The 19251-nt window shown below is 66.1% G+C and carries 20 protein-coding genes; 16 read left to right on the top strand and 4 right to left on the bottom strand.

Annotated elements, in window-relative coordinates; all coding sequences use genetic code 11:
• Positions 1-15: 15 nt before the first annotated feature.
• The 10 genes from paaX to AABF56_RS15665 all read left to right on the top strand — a co-directional run bounded on the left by paaX (position 16) and on the right by AABF56_RS15665 (position 9429).
• Positions 16-924, top strand: a complete 909-nt coding sequence (gene paaX, locus AABF56_RS15710; protein WP_272806646.1) for a phenylacetic acid degradation operon negative regulatory protein PaaX — start codon at positions 16-18, stop codon at positions 922-924.
• Positions 925-1092: 168 nt separating this feature from the next.
• The gene (pcaF, locus tag AABF56_RS15705; RefSeq protein ID WP_272806645.1) at positions 1093-2298 is read left to right on the top strand and encodes a 3-oxoadipyl-CoA thiolase; all 1206 of its coding nucleotides are present in this window, start codon (positions 1093-1095) and stop codon (positions 2296-2298) included.
• Between the two features lie 23 nt (positions 2299-2321).
• On the top strand, positions 2322-3326 hold the full coding sequence (paaA, locus tag AABF56_RS15700; RefSeq protein ID WP_272806644.1) for a 1,2-phenylacetyl-CoA epoxidase subunit PaaA: 1005 nt from the start codon (positions 2322-2324) through the stop codon (positions 3324-3326).
• A 13-nt stretch (positions 3327-3339) separates the two neighbouring features.
• Positions 3340-3624, top strand: coding sequence for a 1,2-phenylacetyl-CoA epoxidase subunit PaaB (gene paaB, locus AABF56_RS15695; RefSeq protein WP_023516149.1), 285 nt, complete (start codon positions 3340-3342; stop codon positions 3622-3624).
• Positions 3624-4406, top strand: coding sequence for a 1,2-phenylacetyl-CoA epoxidase subunit PaaC (gene paaC / locus AABF56_RS15690; RefSeq protein ID WP_272806643.1), 783 nt, complete (start codon positions 3624-3626; stop codon positions 4404-4406). Before paaB ends, paaC begins: the two co-directional genes overlap by 1 nt.
• 9 nt (positions 4407-4415) lie before the next feature.
• Entirely contained in the window at positions 4416-4940 is a 525-nt protein-coding gene (paaD, locus tag AABF56_RS15685; protein ID WP_272806642.1) for a 1,2-phenylacetyl-CoA epoxidase subunit PaaD, read from the top strand.
• A gap of 20 nt (positions 4941-4960) precedes the next feature.
• Entirely contained in the window at positions 4961-6037 is a 1077-nt protein-coding gene (gene paaE, locus AABF56_RS15680; RefSeq protein WP_272806641.1) for a 1,2-phenylacetyl-CoA epoxidase subunit PaaE, read from the top strand.
• 11 nt (positions 6038-6048) lie between these two features.
• Positions 6049-6804, top strand: a complete 756-nt coding sequence (locus AABF56_RS15675) for a Phenylacetic acid catabolic protein (protein WP_272806640.1) — start codon at positions 6049-6051, stop codon at positions 6802-6804.
• A gap of 47 nt (positions 6805-6851) precedes the next feature.
• Positions 6852-8909, top strand: coding sequence for a phenylacetic acid degradation bifunctional protein PaaZ (gene paaZ, locus AABF56_RS15670; protein ID WP_272806639.1), 2058 nt, complete (start codon positions 6852-6854; stop codon positions 8907-8909).
• A 7-nt stretch (positions 8910-8916) separates the two neighbouring features.
• A complete protein-coding gene (locus tag AABF56_RS15665) occupies positions 8917-9429 on the top strand; it encodes an acyl-CoA thioesterase (RefSeq protein ID WP_244768155.1) in 513 nt (170 codons plus the stop codon).
• 117 nt (positions 9430-9546) lie between these two features.
• Here the strand turns inward: AABF56_RS15665 and AABF56_RS15660 are convergent, their stop codons facing one another.
• The 4 genes from AABF56_RS15660 to paaG all read right to left on the bottom strand — a co-directional run bounded on the left by AABF56_RS15660 (position 9547) and on the right by paaG (position 12914).
• Positions 9547-10143: a TetR/AcrR family transcriptional regulator gene (locus AABF56_RS15660; RefSeq protein WP_064331296.1), complete on the bottom strand. Its 597-nt coding sequence runs from the start codon at positions 10141-10143 to the stop codon at positions 9547-9549.
• Positions 10144-10336: 193 nt separating this feature from the next.
• Positions 10337-11647: a phenylacetate--CoA ligase PaaK gene (paaK, locus tag AABF56_RS15655; protein WP_272806638.1), complete on the bottom strand. Its 1311-nt coding sequence runs from the start codon at positions 11645-11647 to the stop codon at positions 10337-10339.
• A 41-nt stretch (positions 11648-11688) separates the two neighbouring features.
• Positions 11689-12129 carry a hydroxyphenylacetyl-CoA thioesterase PaaI gene (gene paaI, locus AABF56_RS15650; protein WP_272806637.1) on the bottom strand — a complete coding sequence of 147 codons (441 nt, stop codon included), beginning with the start codon at positions 12127-12129 and terminating at the stop codon, positions 11689-11691.
• Positions 12126-12914: a 2-(1,2-epoxy-1,2-dihydrophenyl)acetyl-CoA isomerase PaaG gene (paaG, locus tag AABF56_RS15645; RefSeq protein ID WP_272806636.1), complete on the bottom strand. Its 789-nt coding sequence runs from the start codon at positions 12912-12914 to the stop codon at positions 12126-12128. The genes paaI and paaG overlap by 4 nt, the downstream gene beginning before the upstream one ends.
• A 101-nt stretch (positions 12915-13015) precedes the next feature.
• Here paaG and paaN point away from each other — a divergent pair, with 101 nt between their 5' ends.
• The 6 genes from paaN to AABF56_RS15615 all read left to right on the top strand — a co-directional run bounded on the left by paaN (position 13016) and on the right by AABF56_RS15615 (position 19248).
• Complete coding sequence (gene paaN / locus AABF56_RS15640; RefSeq protein WP_272806635.1) at positions 13016-14677, top strand: phenylacetic acid degradation protein PaaN; 1662 nt, start codon at positions 13016-13018, stop codon at positions 14675-14677.
• A 47-nt stretch (positions 14678-14724) separates the two neighbouring features.
• The gene (locus tag AABF56_RS15635; protein ID WP_272806634.1) at positions 14725-15876 is read left to right on the top strand and encodes an ABC transporter substrate-binding protein; all 1152 of its coding nucleotides are present in this window, start codon (positions 14725-14727) and stop codon (positions 15874-15876) included.
• A 70-nt stretch (positions 15877-15946) separates the two neighbouring features.
• Positions 15947-16819 (top strand): branched-chain amino acid ABC transporter permease, encoded by an 873-nt coding sequence (locus tag AABF56_RS15630; RefSeq protein ID WP_244768161.1) that lies wholly within the window; start codon positions 15947-15949, stop codon positions 16817-16819.
• 2 nt (positions 16820-16821) lie between these two features.
• Positions 16822-17778, top strand: a complete 957-nt coding sequence (locus AABF56_RS15625) for a branched-chain amino acid ABC transporter permease (protein ID WP_272806633.1) — start codon at positions 16822-16824, stop codon at positions 17776-17778.
• Positions 17775-18560, top strand: a complete 786-nt coding sequence (locus AABF56_RS15620; RefSeq protein ID WP_272806632.1) for an ABC transporter ATP-binding protein — start codon at positions 17775-17777, stop codon at positions 18558-18560. The genes AABF56_RS15625 and AABF56_RS15620 overlap by 4 nt, the downstream gene beginning before the upstream one ends.
• Positions 18547-19248, top strand: a complete 702-nt coding sequence (locus tag AABF56_RS15615) for an ABC transporter ATP-binding protein (protein ID WP_133033620.1) — start codon at positions 18547-18549, stop codon at positions 19246-19248. Before AABF56_RS15620 ends, AABF56_RS15615 begins: the two co-directional genes overlap by 14 nt.
• Positions 19249-19251: the final 3 nt, after the last annotated feature.

Here is a 19251-nt window from a genome sequence, read left to right as displayed (position 1 = left end):
GGTCAGGGGGCGGGGTTGCCGGCGGACAAGGACAGGACGGAAAGCGTGTTCGGCGCGCTGCTGCGGGCCATCGTCGAAGACAGCCCGCTGAAGGCCGCCGGTTTCATCGTCACCATCTACGGCGACGTCGTGGAGCCGCGGGGCGGCGTCGTGTGGACCGGCAACCTGATCGAGACCTGCGCCGCCGTCGGCATCAGCGAGACGCTGGTGCGCACCGCCGTCTCGCGCCTCGTCGCCGCCGGGCAATTGTCCGGCGAGCGGGAGGGGCGGCGCAGCTTCTATCGCCTCGCCGCGCCCGCCCGGAGCGAATTTGCGGCCGCCGCCCGCTTGCTGTTCGGCCCGCCGGAGGCCGCGGACTGGCATTTCGTGCAGCTGACGGGGACGGCACCGGACGAGGCGATGCAGGTTCTCGAGCGGGCGGGTCATGCCCGGCTCGGCCCGCGCCTTGCCGTCGGCGCGCGGTCTTTGCCGCATCTCAAGCAGCCGGCCGTCGTCTTCCGCGGCGAGGTGGTGAGCGGCGAGCGGGACCTCGGCGCCTTTGCGTCCGACCATTGGAACCTCGCGCTGCATGCCGAAGCCTATCATGGCTTCCTCAGGCGCTTCGGGCGCCTTGCCGACCTGCTTGCGGGCGGGATGCGGCTCGGTGCGGCGGAAAGCCTCGTCGCCCGGCTGGTGCTCGTGCACCAGTTCCGCCTCGTCGTGCTGCGTGATCCGCGCCTGCCGCAGGCGGCCCTGCCGGCGGAATGGCCGGGGGAGGCGGCCCGGATGCTCTTTGCCGACCTCTATCTCCGCCTCTCGCCCGAGGCGGACCTGCATGTCGCCCGCCATTTCGTCACGGCGGCCGGCGCCTTGCCTGAAGCGAGCGAGGCGACGCTCCGCCGTCTTTCGCTGCTGCGCGAGTCGATCCGGCGCGACTTTTCATAGGGAAATGCGTGGTTTGTGCTATGATACCAGCTGCTGGAACGAAACATCACATAATTTGGAGAAATCAGCATTGATTTGTGACGTATCGAGTGCTAAATAGATAACCGATCGGTCGGTCAATGTTTCTGGAGGAACGGATCGACCCTTGGATATCAGGGAGGAAACCGCGTGTCCGAAGCCTTTATCTGCGATGCCGTCCGTACGCCGATCGGCCGTTATGGCGGTTTGTTGTCGTCGGTTCGTGCCGATGATTTGGCGGCGGTGCCGCTCTCCGGGCTGATGGCGCGCAATCCCGATATCGACTGGTCGAAGGTGGACGATCTCATCTACGGCTGCGCCAACCAGGCCGGCGAGGACAACCGCAATGTCGGCCGCATGGCCGTGCTGCTGTCCGGCCTTCCCGTTTCCATTCCCGCCACCACCGTCAACCGCCTCTGTGGTTCCGGCATGGACGCCGTCGGCATGGCGGCGCGCGCCATCCGCGCCGGTGACTGCGATTTCGTCATCGCCGGCGGCGTCGAGAGCATGAGCCGCGCGCCCTTCGTCATGCCCAAGGCCGAAAGCGCCTTCTCCCGGTCGAATGCGGTCTATGACACGACGATCGGCTGGCGCTTCGTCAATCCAAAGATGAAGAAGGCCTTCGGCGTCGATTCCATGCCGCAGACGGCCGACAACGTTGCCGCCGATTTCGCCGTCAGCCGCGCGGATCAGGACGCTTTCGCGGCGCGCAGCCAGGCCCGCTGGGCCGCCGCGCACGAGGCCGGCATCTTTGCCGATGAGATCGTGCCCGTTTCCGTGCCGCAGAAGAAGGGTGATCCGCTGGTCGTCGACACCGACGAGCATCCGCGTCCCGGCACGACGGCCGAGCAGCTTGCCAAGCTGAAGGGCGTCAACGGCCCGGACCTTTCCGTCACCGCCGGCAATGCCTCGGGCGTCAACGACGGTGCGGCTGCTTTGCTCATCGCCAATGAAGCCACCATCAAGGCGCAAGGATTGTCTCCGAAAGCGCGCGTCGTCGCCATGGCGGCGGCGGGCCTTGAGCCGCGCATCATGGGTTTCGGCCCGGCGCCGGCCACGCGCCGCGTGCTGGAGCGCGCCGGTCTTTCGCTCGGCCAGATGGATGTCATCGAGCTCAACGAGGCCTTCGCCTCGCAGGCGCTCGCGGTTCTGCGCGATCTCGGCCTGCCGGACGACGCCCCGCATGTGAACCCGAACGGCGGCGCCATCGCGCTCGGTCATCCGCTCGGCATGAGCGGCGCGCGGCTCGTCACCACCGCGACCTACCAGCTCCACCGCCAGGGCGGACGTTATGCACTCTGTACCATGTGCATCGGCGTCGGCCAGGGCATCGCCATCATTCTCGAACGCGTCTGACGCGTAAAGCAGGAGGAAAGACCATGTATGCCCAGATGGTGAAGACCGATGCCGCCCGCGTCCGCTCCCTCGATGAGATGGACCCCGTGGAGCGCGCCTTCCAGGAGCGTATCGACGCCGGCCAGAAGATCGAGCCGAAGGAATGGATGCCGGAAGGCTATCGCAAGACGCTGGTGCGCCAGATCAGCCAGCACGCCCATTCGGAAATCGTCGGCCAGCTTCCCGAAGGCAACTGGATCACCCGCGCCCCGACCCTGGAGCGCAAGGCGATCCTGCTTGCCAAGGTGCAGGACGAGGCCGGCCACGGCCTCTACCTCTACTGTGCCGCCGAAACGCTCGGCATCAGCCGCGACGAGATGTATGCGCAGCTCCATTCCGGCAAGGCGAAATATTCCTCGATCTTCAACTATCCGACGCTGACCTGGGCGGACATCGGCGCGATCGGCTGGCTGGTCGATGGCGCGGCGATCATGAACCAGGTGCCGCTGCAACGCTGTTCCTACGGCCCCTATGCGCGGGCCATGGTGCGCATCTGCAAGGAAGAGAGCTTTCACCAGCGCCAGGGTTACGACGTGCTGATGAAGATGGTGAAGGGCACGCCGGCCCAGAAGGCCATGGTGCAGGACGCGCTGAACCGCTGGTGGTGGCCGTCGCTGATGATGTTCGGTCCCTCGGACGACGCTTCCGTGCATTCGGCCCAGTCGATGGCCTGGAAGATCAAGCAGAACTCCAACGACGAGCTGCGCCAGAAATTCGTCGACCAGACGGTGCCGCAGGCGAAGTATCTCGGCCTCACCGTGCCGGATCCGAACCTCAAGTGGAACGAGGAGAAGGGCGGCTACGATTTCGGCGAGCCGGACTGGGAAGAATTCTTCAACGTGATCGCCGGCAACGGCCCCTGCAATGCGGAACGCCTCAACGCGCGCAAAAAAGCATGGGATGACGGCGCCTGGTTCCGCGACGGCCTGACGGCGCATGCCGAAAAGGTCGCCGACCGTCGCGCTAGCGCCAAGATCGCCGCCGAGTAAGGGAGAGAGCACGATGTCCAGCGAATGGCCGCTTTGGGAAGTTTTCATTCGGGGCCAGCACGGCCTCAACCATCGCCATGTCGGCAGCCTGCACGCGCCCGACGCCGAAATGGCGATCAACAATGCTCGCGACGTCTATACGCGCCGCAACGAGGGCGTCAGCATCTGGGTGGTGAAATCCTCCGAGATCACCGCCAGCGCACCCTCGGAAAAGGGCCCGCTGTTCGATCCGTCGAACTCCAAGGTCTACCGGCACCCGACGTTCTTCGATATTCCGGATGAAGTGGGGCATATGTGATGGCGACCGCGGCACTCGACCCGGCGGCCCGTCAGGCCGCGCTTCTCGAATTCCTGCTGCGCATCGGCGACAACACGCTGATCCTCGGCCATCGCGTTTCCGAATGGTGCGGGCACTCGCCCGCGCTGGAAGAGGATATCGCGCTCGCCAACACCGCGCTCGACCTGATCGGCCAGACCCAGCTCTGGCTCGGCCTTGCCGGCGAGGTGGAAGGCAAGGGCCGTTCCGCCGATGATCTTGCCTATCTGCGCGACGGCTACGAATTCCGCAACATCCTCTTAGTCGAGCGCCCGAACGGCGATTTCGGCAAGACGCTGATGCGGCAGTTCCTGTTCGACGCCTGGCACTATCTGCTCTTGAAGGCACTGAAGGGGTCTTCCGACACGCGCATTGCCGAGATCGCGGAAAAGGCCTTCAAGGAAGTCTCCTATCATCTCGACCGCAGCCGCGACCTCGTCATCCGCCTCGGTGACGGCACGGCCGAAAGCCATCGCCGCATGCAGGAAGCGCTGGGCGAACTCTGGCCCTTCACCGGCGAGATGTTCATGAGCGATGCGCTCGACGCCGAACTGGTCGAGGTCGGCATCGTCCCGGCGCCCGAAAGCCTCAAGGCGGGCTGGGACGAGATCATCGCGGAGACGCTGGCCGAAGGCACGCTGAAGAAACCAGCCGATGGCTACATGCACAAGGGCGGCCGGCGCGGCGTGCACACCGAGCATCTCGGCTTCATCCTGTCAGAGATGCAGTTCCTGCAGCGCGCCTATCCGGGCGCGACCTGGTAGGAGGCGGCGATGGACCCGGCGCTTCGTCCCTCGGTCGATGAGGTCTGGCACTGGCTGTCCGAAGTGCCGGACCCGGAAATCCCGGTCATTTCGCTGACTGACCTCGGCATCATCCGCGATGTCGAGTGGCGGGACGATACGCTGGTGGTGACGGTCACGCCGACCTATTCCGGCTGTCCCGCCACCACGGTGATTAACCTCGATATCGAGGCTGCGCTCGCCGGAAAGGGTCTCGACAAGGTAAAGCTGGAGCGCCGGCTCTCGCCCGCCTGGACGACGGACTGGATCAGTGCCGCGGGCCGGGAAAAGCTGCGCGACTACGGCATCGCCCCACCGATCGACGGCACGGCCGCCGATGGCGTGCTGATGAAACGCATCGACCGGCTTTCCGGCCGTTCGAACCTGACGATCGCCTGTCCGCGCTGCGGCTCGGCGAACACGGAAAAGATCAGCCAGTTCGGCTCGACGCCCTGCAAGGCGAGCTATCGCTGCACCGACTGTCTGGAACCGTTCGACTATTTCAAGTGCATCTGACCCATAGGGAGAGGGCCCACATGGCACGTTTTCATCCCCTGACCGTGACCGACATTCGCCGCGAGACGCGCGATGCGGTCGTGGTGACGCTTGCGCCCTCCGACAAGGACCGCGCCGTTTTCGACTTCACGCAGGGCCAGTACCTGACCTTCCGCCGCAAGTTCGAGGACGAGGAGCTGCGCCGTTCCTATTCGATCTGCGCCGGCAAGGACGAGGGCGTCCTGAAGGTCGGCATCAAGCGCGTCGATGGCGGTTGCTTCTCCACCTGGGTCAACGAGAACCTGAAGCCCGGTGACACGCTGGAGGCGATGCCCCCGATGGGCGCGTTTTTCACGACGTTGGAGCCGGAAGTGGCAAAGCATTATCTCGGTTTTGCCGGCGGCAGCGGCATCACGCCGGTGCTCTCGATCATCAAGACGGTCTTGTCGCGCGAGCCGCGCGCCCGCTTCACGCTGGTCTACGCCAACCGGCAGATCAGCTCGATCATGTTCCGCGAGGAGCTTGAGGACCTGAAGAACCTCTATCTCGGCCGGTTCTCCGTTCTGCATGTCCTCGAAAGCGAGGCACAGGACATCGACCTCTTCACCGGCCGCATCGACGGCGAGAAGTGCGCGGCGCTGTTCAAGAGCTGGATCGACATCAAGTCGATTGCCACCGCCTTCATCTGCGGTCCGGAGCCGATGATGCTGGCGATTGCCGCAGCGCTCCGCGAACACGGCCTTCGCGACGACCAGATCAAGTTCGAGCTGTTCGCCTCCTCGCAGCCCGGCCGCGCCCGGCGCAAGGTGGAGGCCGTCGCCGGTGCGGACCAGGGCGCGATGTGCGAGGCGACCGTCACGCTCGACGGCGCGACGCGCAGCTTCAAGTTCCCGAAGCAGGGCCAGAGCCTGCTCGACGCCGCGCTCGAAAACGCCATGGACGCACCCTATGCCTGCAAGGCCGGCGTCTGTTCCACCTGCCGCGCGAAAATCCTGGAGGGCGAGGCCGAGATGGAGGTCAACCACGCGCTCGAGGATTACGAGGTGCGCCAGGGCTATGTGCTGACCTGCCAGTGCTATCCGCTCACCGACCGCATCGTCGTCAGCTACGACCAGTAAGGGGAATTTTCATGTCCGATACGATGCCGATCGAGGATTATCTGGCGCAAGGCGGCGTGCTCTCCTCGCCCGCCAATGTGCCGCCGCGCTATCGCGGCGAGCTCCTGCGCCTGATGGCGAGTTTCGTCGACAGCGAGCTGGCCGGCTCCGCCGGCTTCGCCGATACGATCAACGATGCGCCGGGCATCCAGGAGCGCATCTCCGCCGCCCGTATCGTTCTGGAAAAGGCCGATCATGCCGGCAAGGTCCTGCGGGTCATGGAGACCTTCGGCGCGGATGGCGGGCGCTACGCCGTGCACCATCCCTGGGCCGAGCGGCTTTCCCGCGAGGCCGATATCGGCGCGGCGCGGCAGGGCGGCGACATGCGCCTTTCCGTCTTCCACTACCCGCTGCAAGGCTGGGTGGATGCCGTCGTCATGAACGTGCTGATGGGCCGGGCGAGCGTCGTGCAACTCAAGGAATTGTCGCGCGTCTCCTACCAGCCGCTCGCCGAGGTTCTCCGCGCCATCCTGCCGCGCGAGACACGCCATGCCGAATTCGGCCTCGCCGGCCTCGCCCGCATCGCCGCCGACGAAGAGGGGCGCGCGAAAGCGAAGGCTTCCGTCGCCTACTGGTATCCGCGTGTCGCCGCCAGCTTCGGCCATTCCGGCTCGGCCCGTTTCGAGACGCTGTCGCGTTTCGGCCTCAGGCATACGCCCAACGAGACCCTGCTTGCCGATTGGCGGGCGGAGGTCGATGCGCAGCTTTCCGCGCTTGGATTGAACTAGGCGGTCTTCCGTCCGGGATTGCGTAAAAATACAGGAAGGACAATAAGATGAACGTCATGGCAAACCGGCCGCGCCGGCTTGAAAGCTATGTCGGCGGCGCGTGGGTCGCCGGCGCGAAGGAGGGCGTGCCCCTGCTCGACGCCTCGACGGGCGAACCGGTCGCCTTCATCGATTCCTCCGGCATCGATTTCAAGGCGATCCTCGCCCATGGCCGCGAAAAGGGCGGCCCGGCCCTGCGCCGCATGTCCTTCCACGAACGCGCCGCCATGCTGAAGGCGCTTGGCCAGGCGCTGATGGAACGGAAGGAAGAGTTCTACGCGCTTTCCACCGCCACCGGCGCGACCCGCGCCGATAGCTGGGTCGATATCGAGGGCGGCATCGGCACGTTGCTCTCCTATGCTTCCAAGGGCCGGCGCGAATTGCCGAACACCCGCGTCCTGCTGGATGGCGACGTGGAACCGCTCTCCAAGGACAATACCTTTGCCGCGCAGCATATCCTGAGCCCGTTGCAGGGCGTTGCGGTGCATATCAACGCCTTCAACTTCCCCTGCTGGGGCATGCTGGAAAAGCTCGCGCCAACATTGCTGGCCGGTGTTCCGGCCATCGTGAAGCCGGCGAGCCAGACGGCCTATCTCACCGAGCTGATGGTCCGCCGCATCATCGAGACCGGTATTCTGCCGGAGGGTGCGTTGCAGCTCGTCTGCGGCTCTGTCGGCGACCTGCTCGATCACGTCGAAGGGCAGGACGCCGTGACCTTCACCGGTTCGGCCGCCACCGGCCGGCGCCTCAAGACGCACAAGGCGATCATCGAAAACTCGGTGCGCTTCACCATGGAGGCCGACAGCCTCAACGCCGCCGTGCTCGGCCTCGACGCAGCGCCCGGCACGGAGGAGTTCGACCTCTTCGTCAAGGAAGTCGCCCGCGAGATGACGGTGAAGGCCGGCCAGAAATGTACGGCGATCCGCCGCGTCATCGCGCCGCGCGCCTATAGCGAGGCGCTGATCGAAAGCCTCGGCGCGCGCCTCGGCAAGACGGCGATCGGCAACCCCGCCGACGAAGCCGTGCGCATGGGGCCGCTCGCCAGCCTCGACCAGCGCGAGGAGGTTCGCGCGCGCATCCGCGATCTCTCCGCCGATGCCGAAATCGTCGCCGGTAATCCGGACAATCCGAGCGTCCAGTCCGGCGATGCCGTGGCCGGCGCCTTCCTCAATCCGGTGCTGCTCTATTGCGACAGGCCGGGCTCGGCCCGCGCCGTGCACGATGTCGAGGCCTTCGGCCCGGTCAGTACCGTTATGCCCTATGACACGGCGGAAGAGGCGGTCGATCTCGCCCGGCGCGGCAAGGGCAGCCTCGTCGCCTCGGTCTTCACCAACGATCCGGCCTTCGCCGAAGAGGTCGTGCTCGGCCTTGCGCCCTTCCATGGGCGCGTGATGATCGGTAACCGGGTCAGCGCCAAATCCTCCACCGGCCACGGTTCGCCGTTGCCGGGCCTCGTGCATGGCGGCCCCGGCCGCGCGGGCGGCGGCGAGGAGCTGGGCGGCATGCGCGGCGTCAAACATTACATGCAGCGCACCGCCATCCAGGGCGCGCCGACCATGCTCGCTGCCGTCACCGGCCGCTGGCTGCCGGGCGCGGAGGCGCGGGCGGGCGGCGAGCATCCGTTCCGCAAGTCGCTGGCGGAACTCAAGATCGGCGACCAGCTCATCACGGCAACGCGCACGGTGACGCTCGACGATATCGAGCATTTCGCCAATTTCACCGGTGACACCTTCTACGCCCATATGGACGAGGAGGCGGCCAAGGCGAACCCGTTCTTCGACGGGCGCGTGGCGCATGGCTATCTCATCGTCTCCTTCGCCGCCGGCCTCTTCGTCGATCCGGCGCCGGGTCCGGTTCTTGCCAATTACGGCGTCGACAACCTGCGCTTCCTGACACCGGTCAATCCGGGTGATACGCTGCAGGTGCAGCTCACCTGCAAGGAGATCAATCCGCGCGCCAATGCCGAGCACGGCGAGGTACGCTGGGATTGCCAGGTGACGAACCAGCTGGGTGCCACAGTCGCGCAGTACGACGTCCTGACGATGGTGGCCAAAACGAGGGAGTGACCGCAGCATGCCGATCGCGCAGGACCCGTGCCGCCTGGAAATGACCGTTCTGATGACGCCGGACATGGCGAATTTTTCCGGGAAGGTTCATGGGGGCGCACTGCTCAACCTGCTCGATCGCGTGGCCTTCTCCTGCGCCTCGCGCTATTCGCAGCAATATGCGGTGACGCTCTCGGTCGACCAGGTGATGTTCAAGGAGCCGATCCATGTCGGCGAACTCGTCACCTTCCGCGCCTCGATCAACCATACGGGCCGCACCTCCATGGAGGTCGGCATCCGCGTCGAGGCGGAGAACATCCGCTCCGGCCACCGGCGGCATACCAATTCCTGCTACTTCACGATGGTCGCCGTAGATGATGCCGGCCGGCCGGTGCGCGTGCCGGAACTGGAGCCGAGGGATGCGGTCGACATCCGGCGCTACAAGGCGGCCGAGCTCCGCCGGACGCTGCGGCGGGAGTTTGCCGAGCGGCTGGAATCGGTCGCAGCGACGGGCAAGGACGTGGAGAGGGATGGGGGATAGCGCGGATGGCGTTGCTCTTGTGGCGCGCCGCTGCCTCCCTACCACGTCATCCTCAAGCTTGACCCGAGGGTGACGAAAGAGAGGTAGGAGGTTTTGGTGAGGTGCGATGCGTAAGCCTCAGGTTACAGCCTTGACGCCTTCGAGGATCAGCGTCGTCGCGATGTCCGCATATTCGTCGCGCGTCACCGGCCCGTTCGGGCGGAACCACATATAGACCCAGTTCATCATGCCGAAGAGCGACATGGTGACGGGCATCAGCAGCGGGCGGTCCTTGTTGAGGTCCGGGTTGATGTCGCGGATGACGCCGGAGAAGCGCTTGACGATCTGCCGCTCGATCGCCTGCAATTCGGAAAGCTGTTCCTGCGAGAGCGCGCTGGTGCCATTGAGCTGCACCTTGTGCTCGTTGTCCCGGCCCTCGTAGTTCGCCAGGACGGCTTTGACCAGGAGGCGCAGCCGCTCCTGCGGGGCAAGGTCAGGGCGGTCGGCGGCCTCTATCGCGCTTTCGAGTTCGGTGAGGTGGGTGCGCACGATATCGAAGATCAGCGCGTCCTTGCTCGGATAGTAGTGATAGAGCAGCGCCTTGGAGACATTGCTGTGCGAGGCGATCATCGACATGGAGGCCTTCTCCATGCCCATCTCGGCAAAGACCGCGGCGGCACTCGAGAGAATGCCGCGCTGTTTTTCCTCGAAATCAACTGCGCGCGTGCGTGCCATTTTATCCTGCTTTGCTTTGCCCGGCTGCTTCCGGGAGGGTGGCCGCCCTCCCTATACACAGTCAACCCGGTGCCGGAATAGGGCCTCTTCATCCGTCTTCTAACGGGGAAGATATCCTATCTCTTTGTTTCTACACAACTCCGGACGCAAAACCGTTTCCCGCACTCCTGCTGGAACTGTCCTGTCCGGCACTTCATTCCTTCGGGCGGTTGTCGACCACCCGTTTCGCCTTGCCTTCCGAGCGGGCGACGCCGCCCGGCTCGTGCACGGTGATCTTCGTGGAGACGCCGACCACGCTCTTGATATGGTGGGCGAGCTCCTTTGCCGATCCCGCGCGGGCCCCCTCGTCGGCCGCCTCCAGCGTGCATTCGACATGCACGGTCATGTTGTCCATGCGGCCCGAGCGGGTCAGCTCGATCTGGAAATGCGGCGCGAGGCCGCGACATTTCAGGATCTGTTCCTCGATCTGCGTCGGGAAGACGTTGACGCCGCGCAGGATCATCATGTCGTCGGAGCGGCCGGTGATCTTCTCCATGCGGCGCATGGAGCGGGCGGTGCCGGGCAGGAGCCGCGTCAGGTCGCGCGTGCGGTAGCGGATGATCGGCAGGCCTTCCTTGGTGAGCGTCGTGAAGACCAGTTCGCCGATCTCGCCGTCCGGCAGCACCGCACCGGTGACCGGATCGATGATCTCCGGGTAGAAATGATCCTCCCAGATGTGCAGGCCGTCCTTGGTCTCGACGCATTCATTGGCGACGCCCGGGCCCATGACCTCAGACAGGCCGTAGATGTCGACGGCGTGCATGTCGAAGGACTGCTCGATCTCCTCGCGCATGGCGTTGGTCCATGGCTCGGCGCCGAAGATGCCCACAGCGAGCGAGCTTTCGCGTGGGTCGACGCCCTGGCGGCGGAACTCGTCGAGGATGGAGAGCATGTAGGAGGGCGTGACCATGATGATGCGCGGCTTGAAATCCTGCATCAGGGTCACCTGGCGCTCCGTCATGCCGCCGGAGATCGGCACGACGGTGCAGCCGAGCTTTTCGGCGCCATAATGGGCGCCGAGGCCGCCGGTGAAGAGGCCGTAGCCATAGGCGACATGCACGATGTCGCCGGCCCGGCCGCCCGCGGCGCGGATCGAGCGGGCGACGACGGTCGCCCAGGTGTCGATGTCCTTCTGGGTATAGCCGACCACGGTGGGCTTGCCGGTCGTGCCCGACGAGGCGTGGATGCGCGTGAGCTTTTCACGCGGCACGGCGAACATGCCGAAGGGATAGGTGTCACGCAGGTCCTTCTTGGTGGTGAAGGGGAATTTTGCGAGATCGGCGAGCGTCTTGAGGTCGGAGGGGTGCACGCCGGCCTCGTCGAAGCGCTGGCGGTAGAAGGGCGAGTTCTCGTAGGCGTGGGTCAGCGACCATTTCATGCGATCGAGCTGCAGCGCGGAAATCTCGTCGCGGGAGGCCGTCTCGATCGCTTCGAGATCTCCGGGGCGGGGGGACAGGTCTTCCATGAAAATCTCCTCCGAGAATGCGGGATGATGTGCCCTCTGCCTCACTCCGGCAGATGGGTGCCCTTGACTGTTCGCGAGTGGCCGCGGAACTCCGCGACATGCTCGCCCTCCTGGTTGGTGATGCGGATGTCGTAGATGCCGCCGCGTCCTCGGCGCGACACCTCCTGCGCCGTCGCGGTCAGCCGGTCGCCCCGGAAGGCCGGTGCGATGAAGGTCACCGAACAGTGCTGGGCGACGGTGCGCTGGTTGTAGGTGTTGCAGGCGAAGGCGAAGGCCGAATCCGCCAGCGTGAAGATGTAGCCGCCGTGGCAGGTGCCGTGGCCGTTGGTCATGATCTCGGCGATGGTCATGGCGATGACCGCCTCGCCGGGGGCGACGGAGACGAGCTCCATGCCGAGATGGCGGGTGGCGTTGTCGTCGTCCCACATCGCCTTGGCGCAGGCTTCGGCGAGCGCTTGGGGAGAGAGCCCGGCGGCGCTCATCTGCCCGAAAATTCCGGCTTGCGCTTTTCAAGGAAGGCGGAAACGCCCTCGGCGTAATCGGCGCTGCGGCCGGCCTCGCGCTGCAGGTCGCGTTCGAGGTCGAGCTGCTGGTCGAGCGAATGGGTGGCGGCGGCCTGGATGGCGCGTTTCGTCATGCCGAGACCCCTGGTCGGGCCGGCGGCGAGGCGCATGGCGAGCGCTGTCGCCTCTTCCATCAGCGTATCGTCGTCGACGGCGCGCCAGATGAGGCCCCAGTCGGCGGCGGTTTCCGCGCCGAGCGGCTCTGCGGTGAGCGCCAGCGCCTTGGCGCGGGCTTCGCCGATCAGGCGCGGCAGGCTCCAGGTGCCGCCGGAATCCGGCACGAGGCCGATCCTGGCGAAGGCCTGGATGAAGCGGGCGGAGCGGGCGGCGAGCGTGATGTCGCAGGCAAAGGCGATGTTGGCGCCCGCGCCGGCGGCGACGCCGTTGACGGCACAGATGACGGGTTTTTCCAGGCTGCGGATGAGGCGCAGCAGAGGGTTGTAATAGGTCTCGATCGTGTGGCCGAGGTCCGGCACGCCCTTCTTCGGGTCGCGGTCGCCGAGATCCTGGCCGGCGCAGAAACCGCGGCCGGCGCCGGTCAGCAGCACGGCGCGCACCGCCTCGTCCGCATGGGCGCGCTCGAAGCCGGCGCGCAGCGCAAGGTGCATCTCGTCGTTGAAGGCGTTGAGTTTGTCCGGGCGGTTCAGCGTGAGGCTCAGAACGCCATCGGCAAGCGCCGACAGAATGGTGTCGGAAGTGGTCATGGTTCCTCCCTGTCGCCCTTCCCAGCGGCGACCGTAAAAAAACTCTTGCATAAACCGACCGGTCAGTCAATTATAAAAGCACTGACTGGGAGGAGCCAGAGATGACCGGACTTTTCGAGCGCCATCGCCCGACGCTGACTGCCGCGATCGAAGCGGCCGCCAAGCGTGATTTCTGGACCGTCTATCCCGAAGTGCCGAGCGGCAGGATATACGGCGAGACGGCAAAGGACGATGGCCTTGCCGCCTACAGGGCACGGCTCGATGCCGAATTCGATCTTGCCGATCATCCGGCCGAGGGGCGCGTCGGTGCGGAAGTCTCGCCTTACGGACCTGCCCTCGGCATCACCTATCCCGCCGCCTCCGCGGACATGCTGGTCATGGCCTCGCGCGCGGCCGCCCCGCAGTGGGCCGCCGCCTCGCCGGAGACGCGCGCCGGCATCTGTCTCGAAATCCTTGCCCGCCTCAATGCCCGCAGCTTCGAGATGGCGAACGCCGTCATGCACACGACGGGCCAGGCCTTCGCCATGGCCTTCCAGGCCGGCGGCCCGCATGCGCAGGATCGCGGCCTCGAGGCCGTCGCCTATGCCTATGCCGAGATGACCCGCATACCGGCGCAGGCGACCTGGACCAAGCCGCAGGGCAAGGGCGCGCCGATCGTCATGGAAAAGCACTGGCGCATCGTGCCGCGCGGCGTTTCCCTCGTCATCGGCTGCAACACCTTCCCGACCTGGAACAGCTATCCCGGCCTCTTCGCCAGCCTCGCGACCGGCAACACCGTCATCGTCAAGCCGCATCCGGCGGCGATCCTGCCGCTTGCCATCACCGTCGAAATCGCGCGCCAGGTGCTGGTGGAGCAAGGGTTTGCGGCCGATATCGTGCTGCTCGCCGCCGATGCGCCCGGCGCCGAGATCACGAGGGGGCTCGTGCAGCACCCCGCCGTCGCTATCGTCGACTATACCGGCTCCAACACCTTCGGCGCCTGGGTGCGTGAAAACGCCGGCAGCGCCGATGTCTACACCGAGGAGGCCGGCGTCAACTCGATCGTCATCGGCGCGACGGACGATTTTGCGGGCATGTGCGGCAACATCGCCTTCTCGCTCTCGCTCTATTCCGGACAGATGTGCACGGCGCCGCAGGATGTTTTCGTGCCGCGTGGCGGCATTGAGACGAATGAGGGCCACAAGTCCTTCGACGCGGTCGCGGCCGGCATCGCCGCTGCCGTCGATAGCCTGCTTGCCGATCCGGTGCGTGCGGCCGGCATCTGCGGGGCCATCGCCAATCCGGCGACGCTCGCCCGCATTGCCACATCGCGGCCGCTCGGGCGCATCGTGCGCGACTCCGCGCCCGTCGAAGGCCTCGACGGTGCCCGCACCGCCACGCCGCTGATCCTCGCCGTCGATGCGGCGGATACGGACGCCTATGCGGAGGAGCGCTTCGGCCCCATCGCCTTCGTCGTCGCGGTCGATGACGCAGCGGACGGCGTCGACCGTGCCGCGGCGCTCGCCGAGCGCAAGGGTGCCATCACGGCTGCCCTCTACGCGACGGACGAGGCGCAGATCCTTGCGGCCGCCGATCGTTTCGCCGTGGCTGGCGTCAATCTTTCTGTCAACCTGACCGGCGGCATCTACGTGAACCAGAGCGCCGCCTTCAGCGATTTCCACGTCACCGGTGCCAATCCGGCGGGCAATGCCAGCCTGACGGATGCGGCCTTCGTCGCGAACCGGTTCCGCGTGGTGATGTGGCGCCGCCCCGCGGCGGCGTGAGGAGTCTACGCGTCAATCTTTTGTCTTTGTTGGGAGGAGAAACCGACATGAAATTTTCGCTCACCACCACCGCGCTCGCCGGCACGCTGGCGCTCGTCCTCGGCTTTGCCGCGCCGGCCCTTGCCGATATCAAGATCGGCGCGACCCTTTCGGAAACCGGCCCCGCCTCCTTCCTCGGCGATCCGGAAGCCAAGACGCTGAAGATGCTGGTCGAGGAGATCAATGCGGCCGGCGGCGTCAATGGCGAGAAGATCGACCTCATCGTCTATGACGATGGCGGCGACCCGAACAAGGCGCGCACCTTCGCCACCCGCCTGGTGGAGGACGACGAAGTCGTCGCCGTGATCGGCGGCACGACGACGGGCACCTCCATGGCCATCATCCCGGTCTTCGAGGATGCGGAAATCCCGTTCATCTCGCTTGCCGGCGCCATCGAGATTATCGATCCCGTCCGCCCCTTCACCTTCAAGACCCCGCACACGGACCGTATGGCCTGCGCGAAGATCTTCGAGGACATGAAGAAGGCCGGCATCAGCAAGATCGGCCTGATCTCCGGTTCCGACGGTTTCGGCGCCTCCATGCGCAAGCAGTGCCTGGAGATCATCGGCGACTATGGCATCGAGGTCCTGGCCGACGAGACCTATGGCCCGACCGATGCCGACATGACGCCGCAGCTGACCAACATCAAGGGCAAGGACGGCGTGCAGGCCGTGCTGAACCCCGGTTTCGGCCAGGGTCCGGCGATCGTCACGCGCAACTATGCCCAGCTCGCCGTCGGCCTGCCGCTCTACCAGTCGCATGGTGTCGCCTCGGATGGCTTCATCGAGCTTGCCGGCGCGGAGGCCGCCGAAGGCGTGCGCCTGCCGGGCACGGCACTGCTCGTCGCGGGCCTCCTGCCGGAAAGCGATCCGCAGCGCGCCGTCGTCGTCGCCTACAAGGACGCTTACGAGAAGGCGACCGGCAAGCCGGTCTCGACCTTCGGCGGCTACGCCCATGACGCGCTGCGCATCCTCGTCGACGCGATCACGCGGGCGGGCAGCACCGAGCCGTCGGCGATCCGCGACGCGATCGAAGGCACGTCCGGCCTGGTCGGCACGACCGGCACGGTGACCATGACGGCGGAGGACCATCTCGGCCTCGACCTGTCGGCCTTCCGCATGCTTCAGATCGAAAAGGGCGGCTGGAAGATCGTCGAGTAATCGAGCCCGCCGGCCCGCGCCATGAGGCGGCGGGTCGGCGGAAACCGTCGCGCGCGAAGCGGAGGCATTCATGCCCGAACTCCTGCAATTCCTACTCTCCGGGATCACGGTCGGCGCGGTCTATGCGCTGGTCGCGCTCGGCTTCACGATCATTTACAACGCTTCCGACGTCGTGAACTTCGCCCAGGGCGAGTTCGTCATGCTCGGCGGCATGATCACCTTCTTCGCGCATGCCGCGGGCCTGCCGCTGCCGCTTGCCGCGCTCATCGCCATCATCGCGACGGCAGGTATCGGCGTCGCGCTCAACAAACTGGCGATCGAGCCGGCGCGGGGCGCGCCCGTCGTCTCGCTGATCATCATCACCATCGGTGCCTCGATCTTCATCCGCGGCGCGACGCAGCTTGTCTTCGATAAGCAGATCCACCGCTTCCCGGCCTTTTCAGGTGACCAGCCGATCCTCATCGGCGGCGCGACCATCCTGCCGCAGAGCCTCTGGGTGATTGCCGGCGCGCTCGCGATCTTCTTCTGTCTCTGGCTGTTCTTCACGCGCACGCTGATCGGCCGCGCGGTGCTGGCGACGGCGAACAACCGCATCGCGGCCCAGCTCGTCGGCATCAACACCAACTACGTGATGACGCTCTCCTTCGCCATGTCCGCCGCCATCGGCGCGCTCGCCGGCGTGCTCGTGACGCCGATCACGCTGACGAGCTACGATGTCGGGCTGGCGCTGGCGCTGAAGGGTTTCGCCGCCGCCATGCTCGGCGGCATGGGCAATCCCAAGGGCGCGCTCGTCGGCGGCCTGCTGCTCGGCATCCTGGAGGCGATGACGGCCGGCTATATCAGCTCGCAATACAAGGACGCGGCCGCCTTCGTCGTCATCCTCGCTGTGCTCTTCGCCATGCCGCAGGGCCTTTTCGGCCGCAAGTCGACGGATCGGGTGTGATCATGCGGCTCTCCAGCAAGGCAACCACGCTCCTCATCCTCGCCGCGGTCATCGCGATCGCGCCGGTCTTCTTCCCGTCCTCCTACTATTTTCGCGTCGGCTCGCTGATCTTCGTCAACGGGCTTGCGGTGACGGGTCTCGTCATCCTCATCGGCTATGCCGGCCAGATTAGTCTCGGCCATGCGGGCTTTGCCGGCATCGGTGCCTATGCCTGTGCGCTGGCGCCGGTCCATCTCGGCCTGCATCCCGCGCTCGCGGCGGTGCTGGGCGCGGCGCTTTCCGCGGCCATCGCCTTCCTCGTCGGCCGGCCGATCCTGCGGCTCAAGGGCTACTACCTCGCCGTTGCCAGCCTCGGCTTCGGCATTCTCGTCTCGATGGTGCTCTCCAACGAGGCGCAGCTCACCGGCGGGCCGGACGGCATGGCGGTGCCGGAACTTGGTCTTCGCGCCGTCCTGAAGGCCATCGGCATCGATCTTTCCAACACCGAATTCTGGTACGCCTTCTCCGGTCTCGTGCTGGTCGTCGGCGCCTGGCTGGCGCTCAACCTCTACCACAGCCCGACCGGCCGGGCGCTCCGAGCGCTGCACGGGTCGGAGGTCGCCGCCCGTACGGTCGGCGTCGATGTGGCCTATTACAAGCTCGTCGCCTTCGTCCTGTCGGCGGTCTATGCCTCGGTGTCGGGTTCGCTGCTGGCGCTGCAGAACAAGTTCATCACGCCGGATGTCGCGGGCTTCATGCATTCGATCGAGATGGTCACCATGGCGGTGCTCGGCGGGGCGGGGTCGGTGCTCGGCGCCATCCTCGGCGCGGCGATCCTCACCACGCTGCCGCAGGTGCTGACGGTCTTCCAGGAATACGAACAGCTCATGCTCGGTCTCGTCATGATGCTGGTCATGATCTTCATGCGCGAGGGCCTCCTGCCCTCGATTGCGCGCCGCATCCGGGGGAGGGCAGAATGAGCCTGCTTCAGATCGAAGGCTTGGGGATCGATTTCGGCGGTGTCCGTGCCGTCAACGATGTCGGCTTTTCCTTGAAACCCGGCGAGATCGTCTCCGTCATCGGCCCGAACGGCGCCGGCAAGACGACGCTGTTCAACATGATCTCGGGCGTCTACGCCCCTGCGCGCGGGCGTGTCGCACTCGATGGAGAGGACGTCACGCGCATGCCGCCGCATCAACTCGCCCGGCGCGGCCTGTCGCGGACCTTTCAGAACCTGCAGATCTTCCAGTCGATGAGCGTGCTGGAAAACGCCGTCGCCGGTCATCACCTGCATGAGCGCGGCTCGGTGTTCGCCGATCTCTTTTCGCTGCCCGCCGCGCGCCGCCGCAGCAGGGCGTCGGAGGAGAGCGCGCGTGCGCTGCTCGACCGCGTCGGCCTCGGCCGGGCCGCCGAGCAGGAGGCGGGCTCGCTCTCCTATGGTGCATTGAAGCGGCTGGAGATCGCCCGCGCACTGGCGCTGAAACCGCGCGTGCTGCTGCTCGACGAGCCGGCCGCCGGCTGCAATGCCGTCGAGACGGAGGAGATCGACCACCTGATCGCCAAGGTTGCGGCCGAGGGCGTGTCGATCCTGCTTGTGGAGCACGACATGAAGATGGTCATGCGCATTTCCAACCATATCGTGGTGCTCGACCATGGCGAGAAGATCGCCGAGGGCGAGCCGGCTTCGATCGCGCGCGATCCGCGCGTCATCGAGGCCTATCTGGGTGCCCAGGCGGCGGAGGCGCAAAATGTTGACGGTTGAAGGACTGCGTTCGCGCTACGGCCGCATCGAGGTGCTGCACGGCATCGACCTCGACGTGGCCTCCGGCGAGATCGTCACGGTGGTCGGCGCGAACGGCGCCGGCAAGACCACGCTGCTCAAATGCCTCTCGGGCATCCAGCCGGTCTCGGCCGGGTCCATCGTCTTTCGCGGCGAGGCGCTGACGACGGTGCCGGCGCATGCCCGCGTGCGGCGTGGGCTCGCCCAGTCGCCCGAGGGGCGACAGATCTTCACCAACCTGACGGTGGAGGAGAACCTGCGCCTCGGCGCCTATCTCTTTTCCGACGACAAGGTGGAACGGGACCGGGACGACGCCTTTGCCATGTTCCCGATCCTCAAGGAGAAGCGCAACCTTGCGGCCGGCGGCCTTTCCGGCGGCCAGCAGCAGATGCTGGCGATCGCCCGCGCGCTGATGGGCCGCCCTTCCTGCCTGCTGCTCGACGAGCCGAGCATGGGCCTTGCCCCCATCCTCGTGGCGCAGATCTTCGACGTGGTGAAGAGCCTGAAGGCGCTCGGCGTCACCGTGCTGCTCGTCGAGCAGAACGCGTTCGGCGCGCTCTCGGTCGCCGATCGCGGCTATGTCATGGAGACGGGCCGCATCACCATGTCCGGGCCTGCTGCAGAACTCATCGCCGACGAACGCATCCGCGCCGCTTATCTGGGAATATGAGAC

This window comes from Shinella sp. WSC3-e (assembly GCF_945994535.1).
GTDB lineage: Bacteria > Pseudomonadota > Alphaproteobacteria > Rhizobiales > Rhizobiaceae > Shinella > Shinella yambaruensis.
Note: the sequence above shows the minus strand (reverse complement) of the source record. Positions and strands in the feature narration are given on the sequence as shown.

Bases quoted from the DNA above. Each gene is read 5' to 3' on its own strand.
- paaA (WP_272806644.1), top strand. From the start codon at position 2,322: ATGTATGCCCAGATGGTGAAGACCGATGCCGCCCGCGTCCGCTCCCTC.
- paaB (WP_023516149.1), top strand. From the start codon at position 3,340: ATGTCCAGCGAATGGCCGCTTTGGGAAGTTTTCATTCGGGGCCAGCAC.
- paaC (WP_272806643.1), top strand. From the start codon at position 3,624: ATGGCGACCGCGGCACTCGACCCGGCGGCCCGTCAGGCCGCGCTTCTC.
- paaD (WP_272806642.1), top strand. From the start codon at position 4,416: ATGGACCCGGCGCTTCGTCCCTCGGTCGATGAGGTCTGGCACTGGCTG.
- paaE (WP_272806641.1), top strand. From the start codon at position 4,961: ATGGCACGTTTTCATCCCCTGACCGTGACCGACATTCGCCGCGAGACG.
- AABF56_RS15675 (WP_272806640.1), top strand. From the start codon at position 6,049: ATGTCCGATACGATGCCGATCGAGGATTATCTGGCGCAAGGCGGCGTG.
- paaZ (WP_272806639.1), top strand. From the start codon at position 6,852: ATGAACGTCATGGCAAACCGGCCGCGCCGGCTTGAAAGCTATGTCGGC.
- AABF56_RS15665 (WP_244768155.1), top strand. From the start codon at position 8,917: ATGCCGATCGCGCAGGACCCGTGCCGCCTGGAAATGACCGTTCTGATG.
- AABF56_RS15660 (WP_064331296.1), bottom strand. From the start codon at position 10,143: ATGGCACGCACGCGCGCAGTTGATTTCGAGGAAAAACAGCGCGGCATT.
- paaK (WP_272806638.1), bottom strand. From the start codon at position 11,647: ATGGAAGACCTGTCCCCCCGCCCCGGAGATCTCGAAGCGATCGAGACG.
- paaI (WP_272806637.1), bottom strand. From the start codon at position 12,129: ATGAGCGCCGCCGGGCTCTCTCCCCAAGCGCTCGCCGAAGCCTGCGCC.
- paaG (WP_272806636.1), bottom strand. From the start codon at position 12,914: ATGACCACTTCCGACACCATTCTGTCGGCGCTTGCCGATGGCGTTCTG.
- paaN (WP_272806635.1), top strand. From the start codon at position 13,016: ATGACCGGACTTTTCGAGCGCCATCGCCCGACGCTGACTGCCGCGATC.
- AABF56_RS15635 (WP_272806634.1), top strand. From the start codon at position 14,725: ATGAAATTTTCGCTCACCACCACCGCGCTCGCCGGCACGCTGGCGCTC.
- AABF56_RS15630 (WP_244768161.1), top strand. From the start codon at position 15,947: ATGCCCGAACTCCTGCAATTCCTACTCTCCGGGATCACGGTCGGCGCG.
- AABF56_RS15625 (WP_272806633.1), top strand. From the start codon at position 16,822: ATGCGGCTCTCCAGCAAGGCAACCACGCTCCTCATCCTCGCCGCGGTC.
- AABF56_RS15620 (WP_272806632.1), top strand. From the start codon at position 17,775: ATGAGCCTGCTTCAGATCGAAGGCTTGGGGATCGATTTCGGCGGTGTC.
- AABF56_RS15615 (WP_133033620.1), top strand. From the start codon at position 18,547: ATGTTGACGGTTGAAGGACTGCGTTCGCGCTACGGCCGCATCGAGGTG.